Origin of the sequence: Neobacillus sp. 19, assembly GCF_049463095.1 — a bacterium.
GTDB lineage: Bacteria > Bacillota > Bacilli > Bacillales > Cytobacillaceae > Neobacillus.
The window spans coordinates 22,501-35,800 of the sequence record NZ_JBMPZU010000095.1 but is presented as its reverse complement, the minus strand read 5'-3'; the positions used below and the strand labels follow the sequence as shown (position 1 = coordinate 35,800).

14 protein-coding genes and 2 rRNA genes (1 of these 16 cut by a window edge) are annotated in these 13,300 nt (G+C 42.8%); 1 reads left to right on the top strand and 15 read right to left on the bottom strand.

The genetic code is table 11. The annotated features are described in order from the left end of the window. Positions 1 to 41: 41 nt before the first annotated feature. Entirely contained in the window at positions 42 to 809 is a 768-nt protein-coding gene (locus ACO1D1_RS25930) for a TatD family hydrolase (RefSeq protein WP_149872542.1), read from the bottom strand. Between the two features lie 120 nt (positions 810 to 929). After that, positions 930 to 2,882, bottom strand: coding sequence for a methionine--tRNA ligase (metG, locus tag ACO1D1_RS25925; RefSeq protein WP_423337588.1), 1,953 nt, complete (start codon positions 2,880 to 2,882; stop codon positions 930 to 932). A 479-nt stretch (positions 2,883 to 3,361) separates the two neighbouring features. Between metG and ACO1D1_RS25920 the strand changes: the two genes are divergently transcribed. Then, positions 3,362 to 3,646, top strand: coding sequence for an AbrB/MazE/SpoVT family DNA-binding domain-containing protein (locus tag ACO1D1_RS25920; protein ID WP_149868036.1), 285 nt, complete (start codon positions 3,362 to 3,364; stop codon positions 3,644 to 3,646). Positions 3,647 to 3,925: 279 nt separating this feature from the next. On the opposite strand, the gene rsmI is transcribed toward ACO1D1_RS25920, so the two are convergent. The 13 genes from rsmI to ACO1D1_RS25855 all read right to left on the bottom strand — a co-directional run. Then, positions 3,926 to 4,801, bottom strand: coding sequence for a 16S rRNA (cytidine(1402)-2'-O)-methyltransferase (gene rsmI / locus ACO1D1_RS25915; RefSeq protein ID WP_423337592.1), 876 nt, complete (start codon positions 4,799 to 4,801; stop codon positions 3,926 to 3,928). A gap of 145 nt (positions 4,802 to 4,946) precedes the next feature. After that, the gene (locus ACO1D1_RS25910; protein WP_149868035.1) at positions 4,947 to 5,252 is read right to left on the bottom strand and encodes a GIY-YIG nuclease family protein; all 306 of its coding nucleotides are present in this window, start codon (positions 5,250 to 5,252) and stop codon (positions 4,947 to 4,949) included. Then, a complete protein-coding gene (locus ACO1D1_RS25905) occupies positions 5,242 to 5,982 on the bottom strand; it encodes a tRNA1(Val) (adenine(37)-N6)-methyltransferase (protein WP_149868034.1) in 741 nt (246 codons plus the stop codon). Before ACO1D1_RS25905 ends, ACO1D1_RS25910 begins: the two co-directional genes overlap by 11 nt. A gap of 61 nt (positions 5,983 to 6,043) precedes the next feature. Continuing rightward, positions 6,044 to 6,421, bottom strand: coding sequence for a DNA replication initiation control protein YabA (yabA, locus tag ACO1D1_RS25900; protein WP_149868033.1), 378 nt, complete (start codon positions 6,419 to 6,421; stop codon positions 6,044 to 6,046). Between the two features lie 12 nt (positions 6,422 to 6,433). After that, positions 6,434 to 7,261, bottom strand: a complete 828-nt coding sequence (locus ACO1D1_RS25895) for a PSP1 domain-containing protein (protein WP_149868032.1) — start codon at positions 7,259 to 7,261, stop codon at positions 6,434 to 6,436. Continuing rightward, complete coding sequence (gene holB, locus ACO1D1_RS25890; RefSeq protein ID WP_149868031.1) at positions 7,254 to 8,261, bottom strand: DNA polymerase III subunit delta'; 1,008 nt, start codon at positions 8,259 to 8,261, stop codon at positions 7,254 to 7,256. Before holB ends, ACO1D1_RS25895 begins: the two co-directional genes overlap by 8 nt. A gap of 27 nt (positions 8,262 to 8,288) precedes the next feature. Continuing rightward, positions 8,289 to 8,618 (bottom strand): cyclic-di-AMP receptor, encoded by a 330-nt coding sequence (locus ACO1D1_RS25885; RefSeq protein ID WP_149868030.1) that lies wholly within the window; start codon positions 8,616 to 8,618, stop codon positions 8,289 to 8,291. 82 nt (positions 8,619 to 8,700) lie between these two features. After that, positions 8,701 to 9,330 (bottom strand): dTMP kinase, encoded by a 630-nt coding sequence (tmk, locus tag ACO1D1_RS25880; RefSeq protein WP_149868029.1) that lies wholly within the window; start codon positions 9,328 to 9,330, stop codon positions 8,701 to 8,703. 30 nt (positions 9,331 to 9,360) lie between these two features. Continuing rightward, positions 9,361 to 10,164: a hypothetical protein gene (locus tag ACO1D1_RS25875; protein ID WP_423337587.1), complete on the bottom strand. Its 804-nt coding sequence runs from the start codon at positions 10,162 to 10,164 to the stop codon at positions 9,361 to 9,363. Continuing rightward, on the bottom strand, positions 10,155 to 10,817 hold the full coding sequence (locus tag ACO1D1_RS25870) for a DegT/DnrJ/EryC1/StrS family aminotransferase (RefSeq protein WP_423337586.1): 663 nt from the start codon (positions 10,815 to 10,817) through the stop codon (positions 10,155 to 10,157). The genes ACO1D1_RS25875 and ACO1D1_RS25870 overlap by 10 nt, the downstream gene beginning before the upstream one ends. Positions 10,818 to 10,913: 96 nt before the next feature. Next, positions 10,914 to 11,135 carry a sigma factor G inhibitor Gin gene (locus tag ACO1D1_RS25865; protein WP_149868027.1) on the bottom strand — a complete coding sequence of 74 codons (222 nt, stop codon included), beginning with the start codon at positions 11,133 to 11,135 and terminating at the stop codon, positions 10,914 to 10,916. 188 nt (positions 11,136 to 11,323) lie between these two features. After that, positions 11,324 to 11,440: ribosomal RNA gene (gene rrf, locus ACO1D1_RS25860) — 5S ribosomal RNA — on the bottom strand. 83 nt (positions 11,441 to 11,523) lie between these two features. Next, positions 11,524 to 13,300, bottom strand: a 23S ribosomal RNA gene (locus tag ACO1D1_RS25855) (it continues 1,158 nt past the right edge of the window).

The following is a 13,300-nucleotide window of genomic DNA, read 5'->3' as shown; positions in this document are numbered from 1 at the left end:
AAATTTGGACAAGCTTCTTGTACTTTCGACAAATTACCCTATCATTTTATGGCGAAACATTTTTTAGCATTTCGTGTCGTTGCCTCAGCTACTTCTGCAAATGTCAACCCTTTTATTTCGGCAATTTCTTCGGCTACCAGCTTTACATAACTTGGCTCATTTCGTTTTCCGCGGTATGGGTGCGGGGCTAAATAGGGACAATCCGTTTCGATCAGTAATTTCTCTAATGGGATTTCAGCCGCGACCTCTTTCGGCTTCTTTGCATTTTTAAAGGTTACCGGACCGCCAAGGGATATATAGAAGTTCATTTTCACACACTCTTTTGCAACTTCAGGGCTGCCGCTAAAGCAGTGCATTATGCCTCCTACTTCCTCTGCCCCTTCCTCCTTTAAAATTTCCACAATATCGGCTGTTGCCTCACGGTTGTGAATGACGATTGGCAGCTTCACTTTTTTCGCCAGCTTAATTTGTTTGCGAAAAACCTCCTTTTGAATTTCCTTGGGTGACTTGTCCCAATGATAATCCAGGCCCATTTCACCAATGGCAACGACCTTTGGGTGTGAGGCTAATTCTTCAATCCACACTAAATCTTCATCAGTCATGTCAATCGCATCAACGGGATGCCAGCCAACACAGGCATATATAAATTCATAGGTTTCGGCCAGCTCCATCGCTCTTTGAATGGTCGGGCGATCAAATCCGACGACGACCATATTAGTGACTCCCTCATTTTGCGCTCTATTAATAACGTCCTCTAAGTCCTCATTATATTGACTGTCATTCAAATGTGCATGTGTGTCGAACAGCATAATAAAATCAAACCCTCTTTTCTCTTTTTTCTCTAAATTGTGCACTTCCTGCCTGCCAATGTCAAAAAAAAGAAGAATGCCCCGTTTTTTGTTTCACGTGGAACATTCCCCTTTTTATGATTATTTTACCTTCGAACCATTCGGTAGTGATTGATCAACAGTTGCAAGTGAAAGCTGGCCGTCTTTTGATCCGGCAAGGATCATTCCTTGTGATAATTCACCGCGCAGTTTAACTGGCTTTAGGTTTGTGATACAAATGACCTTTCGACCGACTAATTCTTCCGGCTTGTAGTACTCCGCAATTCCCGAAACGACTTGACGCTTTTCGTAACCAAGATCAAGTTGAAGTTTTAACAATTTATCTGTCTTTTTCACTGGCTCTGCTTGAATCACCTGGGCTACCCGCAAATCAATTTTCATAAAGTCGTCGATTGCGATTTCAGCCAGTTTTTCCGGCACTTCGATTTCCTTTTCCTCAGGAGCAGGCGTAGTACCTTGCATTTTGGTCTTGATAAATTCCACTTCTTCAGCAATTTCAAGCCTTGGGAATAGTGGTGCATCCTTCTCCACCTTTGTTCCACTTGGAATTAGACCAAAGTTTTCAAGGCTATCCCAAGTATGGAGAGTTTGATTCTGAATACCCAATTGTGTGAAAATCCCCTTAGGTGTACGCGTTAAAAACGGCTGCAGAAGAATAGCAATGCGGCGCAATGATTCAGCTAAGTGAACCATGACACTTGCCAGTTCCCCTTTACTCTCTTCATTTTTAGCTAATGCCCATGGCTGTGTTTCATCAATATATTTATTTGTCCGGCTGACTAATTGCCAAATGGAAGTGAGCGCCACTGAAAATTCCATTTTCTCCATTGCTTCTTCGTATTTGGCAACCGTTTCCCGATTAACCTGAAGCAATGACGCATCAAATTCACCAACAGAACCGTCATAATCAGGAATCACACCATCAAAGTATTTATCAATCATTGCAACCGTTCGGTTTAACAGGTTTCCAAGATCGTTCGCTAAGTCAAAATTTATTCTTTCGACAAAACCTTCTGGTGTAAATACGCCATCTGCTCCAAATGGCACTTCCCTCAATAAATAATAGCGCAGGGCATCGAGGCCATAGCGGTCGATTAATGTTACTGGATCCACGACATTTCCTTTTGACTTGGACATTTTTCCGTCCTTCATCAACAGCCATCCATGAGCAAACACCTTTTTAGGAAGCGGTACATCCAGGGCCATTAACATAATTGGCCAATAAATCGTGTGGAAGCGGACAATTTCCTTTCCCACAAGGTGCACATCTGCCGGCCAGTACTTTTCGTATTTCTCATTTAGATTAGTTCCATATCCTAGGGCCGTAATATAATTCGAAAGCGCGTCAATCCAGACATAGATAACATGCTTCGGATCTCCAGGGACCTTAATTCCCCAATCAAAGGTTGTTCTAGATACCGCTAAATCCTCCAGGCCAGGCTTAATAAAGTTATTAATCATTTCATTTTTGCGGGATTCTGGCTGGATAAAATCAGGATTTTCCTCGTAGTATTGTAAAAGGCGGTCAACATACTTACTCATTCTAAAAAAGTAGGATTCTTCCTTTACTTTCTCAACCGGACGGCCACAATCAGGACACTTCCCATCCACTAACTGTCGATCCGTAAAGAATGATTCACAAGGAGTACAGTACCAACCTTCATACTGATCAAGGTAAATATCCCCCTGCTCGAGCAATTTTGCAAAAATACTTTCGACAATTAGTTTATGTCTCTCATCGGTTGTCCGAATAAAATCATCATACGAAATATCAAGTTTATTCCATAGATCTTTGATTCCACTTACAATTCCGTCTACATACTGCTGCGGCGTGATCCCAGCTTCTTCCGCTTTCCGCTGGATTTTTTGCCCATGCTCATCCGTTCCAGTTAAATACATGACATCAAACCCTAGCATCCGCTTATAACGAGCCATTGCATCACCAGCAACAGTGGTATAGGCATGACCAATATGTAAATTTCCACTTGGATAGTAAATCGGTGTGGTTAAATAAAACGTCTCTTTTTCCGCCATTTCTTTTCCCTCCAATAGGCAGGCTATCGCAAGCCCATTCAATCATTATTGCCTCTTTTTACTGCTTCTATCATCAAAATATACCGAAAAATCAACTTTTGTGCAAGAAAGTGCCATTCATAGACTTCCAGTTATTTAAATTTTTTACCTTATACACCCATAAAGAAGCAAGTACCCTCGAAACTTATGAGCGGTAAGGTTGATATATGTAGAATTTTGTCGAATTAGCATTTACATCCTTACTGTTGAGAGTTTACACTACAATAGTATTATTTTCATAGTTTAATCGACCCAATATTAGGGTAAACCCAATCACATCAATATACAAGGCCGATGGTAAAATTTTTCTTTTATTTTTCAAAATAAAAGAATTGACGAATATGGGAAGTACTGGTATTATAAATTTATTAGAAATTTGTCGAATAATGACGAATAAAAAATAGATAGAATATGCGTAAAAAACGAGAGGAGATTATTATATGAAATCTACAGGTATTGTTCGTAAGGTTGATGAATTAGGTCGTGTGGTTATTCCGATTGAATTAAGACGTACACTTGGTATTGCAGAGAAGGATGCTCTAGAAATCTATGTGGATGATGAGCGCATCATCTTAAAAAAATATAAGCCAAACATGACTTGCCAAGTAACTGGTGAAGTCTCTGATGATAATATGGCTCTTGCTGGCGGAAAATTAATCCTAAGCCGTGAAGGTGCAGAATTATTGATCCAAGAAATTCAAAAAAACTTTGAAGTAGCGAAGTAATATAAAACTCCGGCACAAAATGTGTCGGAGCTTTTTTTATTTAAAAGAATTAATAAATGCGACTTTGAGAAATGTCCAGCTCCAGCGCCCTAGCGGCTAGTGTCCTTCATGCTCCGCCCTACGATAAGTCAACATCGTTTCGCTCCGCTCACCGTGTTTCCTTTATCTCAGTTGGAGCGCTCCACAAGGAAAGCTTCGGCAGCATAGGCATCGCACGAAGAAAAAGCGTTAGCTTTTTCGAGGAGGCCATACGCCGCTGACCAGGGCGCTTTCGCTTTTTTATTTCTCAACATGATAGGCCTGATATACATCACGTTTATTAAGGCCGCGGTCTTTTGCTGTTTGTTTAATGGCTTCCTTCGAAGTCATACTTTTTACTGAAATATAGTGTTGAATATGTTCATCAAGCGATAATGGCTGCCACCAGCTTGTCACCTCTTCCTGTACTACATCCGTCCCTTCCACAACGACGCAAAATTCCCCGCGGATTTCATCTTGGTGCGCCAATTCAATTGCATCCTCAAGTGTGCCTCGAATAAATTCTTCATACTTTTTGGTTAATTCTCTGCAAAGGGCTATATTTCTGTTTCCAAGGACATCGAGCATGATGGCTAAGGTTTCTTTCAAGCGATGCGGTGATTCATAAAAGATTAGCGTCGCGGATTGTTTTTTCAACTCCTCTAATTCAGCCCGCTTGTCTTTCTTGTTTCGATGCAAAAATCCATAGAAATAAAACGGCTGGCAAGGTAACCCCGAGGCAATTAATGATGTCAGTGCTGCATTTGCTCCCGGTAAGGGAACAACTGTTGCCTTTTCGCTAATAGCTGCTGTGACAAGCTCATAGCCTGGGTCAGAAATCGCTGGCATTCCGGCGTCGCTAACAAGCGCAACCTTTAAGCCATCCTTTACCTTCTGAATCAGTTTCTCACCGCTTGTTTCTTTATTATGCTCGTGATAGCTGACAATGGGTGTTTCTATTTCAAAATAATGACACAACTTTTTTGTATTTCTCGTATCTTCAGCAGCAATGACATCTGCCTCTTTTAAGATTCTAATTGCCCGAAAGCTCATATCCTCCAGATTGCCAATCGGAGTCGGAACGAGATAAAGAATCCCTTTCTTTTCTTCATTCTCAAAGCTTTTCTGCTGCCACATCATCATCATCACCCGTTTCAAATTATTAAAGCGAAAGCGCCCGTTTAGCGACGTATGAACTGGAGCGCTACGACTGAGATAAAGGAAACACGGAGAGCGAAAGCGATCCGATGTTGACTTATCGCAGGGAGGAGCGTGAAGTTCACTAGTCGCTGGGCGCTGGAGCTAGACAGTTATCAAAGTTCAAATGCTCATTTTTATTATTTCTTAAAAACTCAAGCTTTTTTTTTCTTGGTAATTGTTTAAATTGGTATTCTGCTTTTAGAGCATCGCTTTTCTCAGCATACCCTTTATAATAGGTCAGTTCCACCGGTCCCCTGCCCCTTGTGTATTTAGCCCCTTTTCCTTCATTATGCTGTCTAATCCGCCGTTCCAGGTTAGTAGAATAACCACCGTACAGACTGCCATCCCTGCATGTTAAAACATAAAAATAATGACAGCTATTCTCCATATAAAATCTCTCTGATTTCAGGTGTGTACTCGTCTGCCTCATTATAAACAATAAGCGGCGGCAAAATTTTTAAATCAGGACTGCCATCTTTGATCGCTTCAACTAAAATTGTATTGGCTTCCTTCCCCCGTTTCGGGTAGATAAACTGAATTCGCTTTGGTTCAAGCCGATACTGCCGCATCAGCGTAATAATATCTAAAAGACGGCCTGGACGGTGAACAAAGGCCACTTTCCCTCCCTGTCTTACTAACTGACTTGAAGCTTTTATCGCATCCTCCAGTGTGCAGAGTATCTCGTGGCGGGCAATAGCCAAGTGCTCATTTGGATTTATTTCTTCCCTTGATGGGGTCGTAAAATATGGTGGATTACAGGTAACTACATCAAATTTACCAAAGCCTAATTGTTTGGGCATATCTTTGATGTCACCATGAATCATATGTAATCGATCCTGAAGACCATTATATTCAATACTTCTGATGGCCATATCATATAAACGCTCTTGAATTTCTACACCTGAAATCGTCCCTTTTGTGCGGGCACTTAAAAATAAGGGGATCACCCCATTTCCGCTGCAGAGGTCAATTATGTTTCCTTTTTGGATCGGCATATAAACAAATCGCGCCAGCAATACAGCATCGAGCGAAAAGGAAAAAACAGTCGGACTTTGAATAATCCTTAAGTTCTCCGCCAACAAATAATCCAGCCGTTCGTCTTCTTTTAAGTTGACCATTAAAACCATCCCAATCTAAAAATGTAAGAAAATAGAGGCTGATGTTGTCAGCCTCTTTAGGTTATTTCTTATTAAGAAAGGAGAGGCAGAATAAACAATCTCCTTCTTTCCGTAAACTGCCAAAATGCAGGTTGCAAATATGAAAGCCTTCTTGGTAAAGACGGGCGAGGTTATCGTATCCTTCGCCAACATCAAAGGTCTTTCCTCCAGAAGATACAGCCTGGCCTTCTGGGACAACCCTTTTATTCCCGATATCCTTCTTTTCTTCTTCCATCGTTACATCTAAACGGCGTCTCAGATGTTCATTTTCAAGCTTTAAATAATGATTCTCTTCTAGTATTTCGGCTAAATGCTGCTTCAATTCCCCCAGCTGCTGGTAAAGATGGCCAATTTGTGTTTCCATATTACTTACTGATTCAAATATTTCTCTTTTATCCACGGCGCACACCTCTTAATCAGTGGATTGTATAGAAAAGGCACCTTCTTTAATGATTTCTTCCAAAGTATACTCCAGAACCCGTTCTTGTTCCTTAAGTTCTACCTGAAGTACCCGCTCTAATATATTCAGACCTACTACTTTCCCTTTACCCTGCGGTGTTTCAATGATTTCTCCTAAATCCGGCAGAGCTTCTTTAGCAGATTCATATTCATCATTTTCATATTTTAGACAGCACATCAGTCTGCCGCATAAACCGGATATCTTGGTTGGATTTAAGGAAAGGTTTTGGTCCTTTGCCATTTTGATGGATACCGGATCAAAATCACCTAAAAAGGTTGAGCAGCACAGCATTCGGCCGCACGGTCCAATTCCGCCAAGCATCTTTGCTTCATCACGGACGCCAATCTGGCGTAATTCAATGCGTGTCCGAAAAATGGCTGCTAAATCTTTTACCAGCTCACGAAAATCGACTCTTCCATCAGCGGTAAAGTAGAAGATGACCTTGTTTCGATCAAATGTATATTCAACATCAACCAGTTTCATATCCAACTGATGCTCATTCACCTTAGCATTACAAACTTCGTAAGCCTCTTTAGCTTCCTGTCTATTTTCCTCAACAATCATGCGATCCTTCTGGTCGGCAATTCTGACGACTTTTTTTAATGGAAGGACGACATCGTGCTCCTCAACCTGTTTTCGGGCAACAACCGCCCTGCCGTATTCGACGCCGCGGACCGTTTCGACAATGACAAAGTCATCCTTTTGGATTGAGAGGTCTCCAGGATCAAAATAATAAATTTTTCCCGCCTTTTTAAAGCGTACTCCTACAACATCATACAAATGAAGATCCCTCCTGCAATTTTAACACAAGCTGTTCCATCATCAGCTGAGGATTCATATTTGCCTGCAGCTTCCTTTTAGCATCAAGTATCGCTGCCATTTGATCCGATAAGCGCCGTCCAGATGTTTGAAGGGCAAATTGCTTTAACCGTTCACTTTCTGCTCTGAAAACAATTTGCTCCTCTTTATCTAGTTGTATATAAAGTAAATCCTTAAAAATAAGAAGTAAAAGATCTAAACCACGTTGAATCTGTTCTTTTTCTTTGAAGTGTAAAAACCATTCTTCCTGAAGCGTTACCATCACTTCAAGCGGATTTTTTTTCAACACCTCATATAATTTTACCACTATTTTTTGGGCTTGTGCAAACCATTCATCGACATTTAATGTAAGGGCTTCATCCAAATTGTTGGTTAACTGCGCAAGGAGCGGTGCCTTTACTGATTCCACGCCATTTTCAATAAGCTGTTTCCTCATCATTTGCGGTGCCAATGGATGGAATGCCAATACTTGGCATCTAGAAAGGATGGTTGGCAGTATTTGCTGCAGCTGCTCTGTTAATAGAAATGCGACTGTTCCCGGGCTTGGTTCCTCAAGAAACTTTAGCAAACTATTCGAGGCACTATTGCTCATTTTATCGGCATGAGAAATCAGGTATACCTTTTTCAGGGATTCAACTCCCTTTTTTGAAAACTCTGCTTGCAGGCTTCTAATCTGATCTACTTTAATCGACAAGCCATCCGGCTCGACAATATGGACGTCAGGGTGGTTGCCATGATTGATCCGCCGGCAATTATTACATGCTTCGCAAGGTTTATAGCCATCTACTACCGACTCGCAAAAAAGGGCCTTCGTTAGTAATAACCCTACTTCCTTTTTTCCTGTCCCTCTCATGCCTTCAAAAAGGTACGCATGGGCCACTCGATTTTTCACCAAGCTGTTTTTTAACATTTTCAACACCGTTGGCTGAAGTTCTTCTAGTTGATCCCATGTTTTTCCCAAGCTAATCACTCACTTTTATCTATATTCTTAAAAATGCAGGTATTGCTCAATTGGCAGGACAAAGACTGTTGCGCCGCCTACTTCAACCTCTACCGGGTAAGGGACATAAGAATCGGCATTCCCTCCCATTGGCGAGACAGGAGCGACAAGCTGATCTCTCGATTTGCAATTGTCCTTAATAATTTGGAGAGCCTTATCAACCCGAATATCCTCGGTACCTATGATAAAAGTGGTGTTCCCCGACTTCAAAAATCCACCTGTACTAGCTAACTTGGTTGCTCTAAAATTATGATCAACTAATGCTTTCGATAAACGGTTGCTATCCTGGTCTTGAACAACGGCAATAATGAGTTTCATTCGAACACCCTCTCCTTTATTTCGTCCAACTCTAGTTTACTCTACTTTTATTATAACAGGTAATTATACAAAAAAAGGCCGATTACGGCCTTTTTTCAGCTAATTTTCCTTCTATTAGTTTTATCGTTTTTTGGAATACCTCATCCACTGGTCCTGAAGCATCAATCCGGGCAATTCTATTCGGAAAACGTTCCATTAATAAGTAGTATCCCTCTCTCACCTTTTTGTGGAAATCGAGATTTTCCAAATCCAGCCGGTTAATTTCCCGTCCTTTATTTTTATTAATCCGCTTCAGTCCCAACTCCGGTTCAATATCAAAGTAGATGGTCAGTTCAGGCATTAAATCCTGAATCGCAAACTGATTAATCGTAAAGACCTCGTCTATTCCTAATCCGCGTGCATACCCCTGATAGGCTAATGAACTATCGACAAACCGGTCACAAAGCACAACTCTTCCTGCGTTTAATGCCGGTTTTACCTTTTCCATTAAATGCTGTCTCCTTGCTGCTGCATAAAGCAGGGCTTCGGTTCGAGGGTCCATTGCTGTGTTATCTTTATCCAGAATCACTTTTCGGATTTGCTCCGCGATATCAATCCCGCCGGGTTCCCTAGTTACTAGTGCCTCCGGAAATTGCTTCGCCGCCATCTCCATAATGGTTGTCTTTCCAGCACCATCCGGCCCCTCGAATGTTATAAAAATTCCACTGCTCATGTACATACTACCTCCAGAAACTTATGAATCTTACGTTGTATGAAATGTCTTGATTAACCCATTTTTAATGGTGGAGCCACCTTGAAAGCGTGCACCGGTTTCTACCAGCTGCTGAAGCTGACTCAGTTTTAGTGCTGTTATCCTTTCTCCCTTTATTAACAATGGTATACCTGGCGGATAAGGGGTGATTGTTTCTGCACAAACCAGACCTTCTGCTTCCGCAATTGCAGCCTCATCCACTGTCAACCTATCCATTTTTTCAAAAGGAACTGCTAACTCTGTGATTTTTTGACTATTGATGTGAAACTCTTCCTTCCGTTTGATCACAGGTAAGCTGGCGAATGCCATTTTTATTCTCGATACCGTCTCTTCTAATGGATATTGCTGTCCTTCCTTTAATAAAGGCAGGATAAATAAAACATTATTTGGATCTGCTAATTCTGTATATATGCTGTATTCTTCCAATCTCTTTTGAAGTTCAAATCCGCTTAAGCCGCACCTTGACTGTATCGTCATTTTTAAAACATCACCATGGCCATCAGGAAAATCTAACACAATTATCGCGGGAATCACGGCTAACGCCTCTTTAAAGTGCTTAATTTCAGCCAGTAAAAAAGCTAAATCCCTTTGTTCGTATGTACCTAAGTAACTCCTCGCTAAGTCCAGCGAGGCCATAATCGGGTAGGATGGGCTGCTGGACTGAAATACTTCAAGATAGTCCTTCACTTTTTCCAAGCTGACCAGGTTACTATTTACATGTAAAAATGAACCCATTGTCATGGCCGGCAATGTCTTATGTGCTGATTGCACAACGATGTCAGCACCTAATTGCAATGCTGATGCAGGAAAAGGAGCCCGGCAATAAAATGTGCCCCATGAGCCTCATCCACCAATACGGGGATTTGATGAAGGTGGCACAAATCAATGATTTCTTGTATGTTATATGTTAACCCATAATAGGTCGGGTAGGTTAAAAGGATGGCTTTAGCGTCTGGATAAAGATGAATCGCCTGCATAACCGTTTCAAGGCTGACCCCGCCTGCAACTTTCCATTCCTGATTATATTCCGGATCTAGAAATACAGGGCATGCTTTCGCTAATCTAAGCGCATGTAACACAGACTTATGGCAATTTCTTTGGACAAGAACATGCGCCCCTTCTGTACAGACTGCCATGATCATTGCAAGATTGCCCACCGTTGATCCGTTCACAAGGAAAAAGCTCTTCTTCGAGTGGTATAACTCAGACAGCAATAGTTCCGCTTCCAAGATTGGCCCTTCAGGTGAATGCAGATCATCTAGCCCTGAAATTTCCGTTGCATCAATTTTTAATAGCTGATCAAAAAAGTGATCGCGGTCGTGTCTGTGGCTGTGGTCTAACTGATTGATCCAGCCGTATTTATGTCCTGGGACGTGAAATGAGATTGGCTGCTTCTTTACATGGTGTGTTAAGGCATCATATAGAGGTCTTTTCTGTTGATTGTTCATCTATTCTTTCTTCCTTTTAAGAGTCCTATCTATTTTAACAAAAAACCAATCTATTTCCCAATTTCCGCAAAAAAATAAAGCCCATAAAGGACTTGTTTAAGAGAAAATTTCTGGATTTGTAATTTTCCTTAGCTGCTTTAGGAAATATTTATATTTTGGATCATTTGTATCTGTTTGAATTAAATCATTTTCACATTCAGTACAAATAAAAGAAGTGTATAGATGTATGCCTTTCGATTTTTGATTTTCACAAATAACGCATGTTTCTACATAATAGTGTTTATGTGCTAAAAATGAACTCAATCCTCCCACCTCCATACACCCATTCTGTCCTTAATGTCCAATTTGTATACAATTTTTTGAATTCTCATCACCCGTGGCATCCTTTATTATAGTATGTCGTAACCGCCAATTGGGTGTATGTCTATATCTGTTTTCTTCAAAAACTCTTCGTACTTTTTCACTATACGCAAAAAAACAATCCTCTCGGATTGTCCTTTTCATGTGCCTGGCAACGTCCTACTCTCACAGGGGCGCATGCCCCAACTACCATCGGCGCTGAGAAGCTTAACTTCCGTGTTCGGTATGGGAACGGGTGTGACCTTCTCGCCATAGTTACCAGACTATTTATTTGAGGTTTTCATTCCCTCAAAACTAGATAATGCAGAAGAAGTTTTTTGTAAAAAACGAGTTCAATCACTTAAAAATGGTTAAGTCCTCGATCGATTAGTATCAGTCAGCTCCACATGTCGCCACGCTTCCACCTCTGACCTATCAACCTGATCATCTTTCAGGGATCTTACTAGCTTGACGCTATGGGAAATCTCATCTTGAGGGGGGCTTCATGCTTAGATGCTTTCAGCACTTATCCCGTCCGCACATAGCTACCCAGCGATGCCTTTGGCAAGACAACTGGTACACCAGCGGTGCGTCCATCCCGGTCCTCTCGTACTAAGGACAGCTCCTCTCAAATTTCCTGCGCCCACGACGGATAGGGACCGAACTGTCTCACGACGTTCTGAACCCAGCTCGCGTACCGCTTTAATGGGCGAACAGCCCAACCCTTGGGACCGACTACAGCCCCAGGATGCGATGAGCCGACATCGAGGTGCCAAACCTCCCCGTCGATGTGGACTCTTGGGGGAGATAAGCCTGTTATCCCCGGGGTAGCTTTTATCCGTTGAGCGATGGCCCTTCCATGCGGAACCACCGGATCACTAAGCCCGACTTTCGTCCCTGCTCGACTTGTAGGTCTCGCAGTCAAGCTCCCTTGTGCCTTTACACTCTACGAATGATTTCCAACCATTCTGAGGGAACCTTTGGGCGCCTCCGTTACTCTTTAGGAGGCGACCGCCCCAGTCAAACTGCCCACCTGACACTGTCTCCCACCCCGATCAGGGGTGCGGGTTAGAATTTCAATACAGCCAGGGTAGTATCCCACCGACGCCTCCACCGAAGCTAGCGCTCCGGCTTCTCAGGCTCCTACCTATCCTGTACAAGCTGTACCAAAATTCAATATCAGGCTACAGTAAAGCTCCACGGGGTCTTTCGTCTGTCGCGGGTAACCTGCATCTTCACAGGTACTATAATTTCACCGAGTCTCTCGTTGAGACAGTGCCCAGATCGTTACGCCTTTCGTGCGGGTCGGAACTTACCCGACAAGGAATTTCGCTACCTTAGGACCGTTATAGTTACGGCCGCCGTTTACTGGGGCTTCGATTCAGAGCTTCGCTTGCGCTAACCCCTCCTCTTAACCTTCCAGCACCGGGCAGGCGTCAGCCCCTATACTTCGCCTTGCGGCTTCGCAGAGACCTGTGTTTTTGCTAAACAGTCGCCTGGGCCTATTCACTGCGGCTCTTCAGGGCTATGAACCCTAAAGAGCACCCCTTCTCCCGAAGTTACGGGGTCATTTTGCCGAGTTCCTTAACGAGAGTTCTCTCGCTCACCTTAGGATTCTCTCCTCGCCTACCTGTGTCGGTTTGCGGTACGGGCACCTTGAATCTCGCTAGAGGCTTTTCTTGGCAGTGTGGAATCAGGAACTTCGGTACTAAATTTCCCTCGCTGTCACAGCTCAGCCTTTACGGTGAACGGATTTTCCTGTTCACCAGCCTAACTGCTTAGACGCGCATATCCAACAGCGCGCTTACCCTATCCTCCTGCGTCCCCCCATCACTCAAACGATTCATAGGTGGTACAGGAATATCAACCTGTTGTCCATCGCCTACGCCTTTCGGCCTCGGCTTAGGTCCCGACTAACCCTGAGCGGACGAGCCTTCCTCAGGAAACCTTAGGCATACGGTGGATGAGATTCTCACTCATCTTTCGCTACTCATACCGGCATTCTCACTTCTAAGCGCTCCACCAGTCCTTACGGTCTAGCTTCAACGCCCTTAGAACGCTCTCCTACCACTGACACCAACGGTGTCAATCCACAGCTTCGGTGATACGTTTAGCCCCGGTACATTTTCGGCGCAGAGTCACTC

Bases quoted from the DNA above. Each gene is read 5' to 3' on its own strand.
- metG (WP_423337588.1), bottom strand. From the start codon at position 2,882: ATGGCGGAAAAAGAGACGTTTTATTTAACCACACCGATTTACTATCCA.
- ACO1D1_RS25870 (WP_423337586.1), bottom strand. From the start codon at position 10,817: ATGAACAATCAACAGAAAAGACCTCTATATGATGCCTTAACACACCAT.
- ACO1D1_RS25910 (WP_149868035.1), bottom strand. From the start codon at position 5,252: ATGGAGAATAGCTGTCATTATTTTTATGTTTTAACATGCAGGGATGGC.
- ACO1D1_RS25920 (WP_149868036.1), top strand. From the start codon at position 3,362: ATGAAATCTACAGGTATTGTTCGTAAGGTTGATGAATTAGGTCGTGTG.
- ACO1D1_RS25905 (WP_149868034.1), bottom strand. From the start codon at position 5,982: ATGGTCAACTTAAAAGAAGACGAACGGCTGGATTATTTGTTGGCGGAG.
- ACO1D1_RS25865 (WP_149868027.1), bottom strand. From the start codon at position 11,135: ATGGAGGTGGGAGGATTGAGTTCATTTTTAGCACATAAACACTATTAT.
- ACO1D1_RS25885 (WP_149868030.1), bottom strand. From the start codon at position 8,618: ATGAAACTCATTATTGCCGTTGTTCAAGACCAGGATAGCAACCGTTTA.
- tmk (WP_149868029.1), bottom strand. From the start codon at position 9,330: ATGAGCAGTGGAATTTTTATAACATTCGAGGGGCCGGATGGTGCTGGA.
- rsmI (WP_423337592.1), bottom strand. From the start codon at position 4,801: ATGTGGCAGCAGAAAAGCTTTGAGAATGAAGAAAAGAAAGGGATTCTT.
- ACO1D1_RS25930 (WP_149872542.1), bottom strand. From the start codon at position 809: ATGCTGTTCGACACACATGCACATTTGAATGACAGTCAATATAATGAG.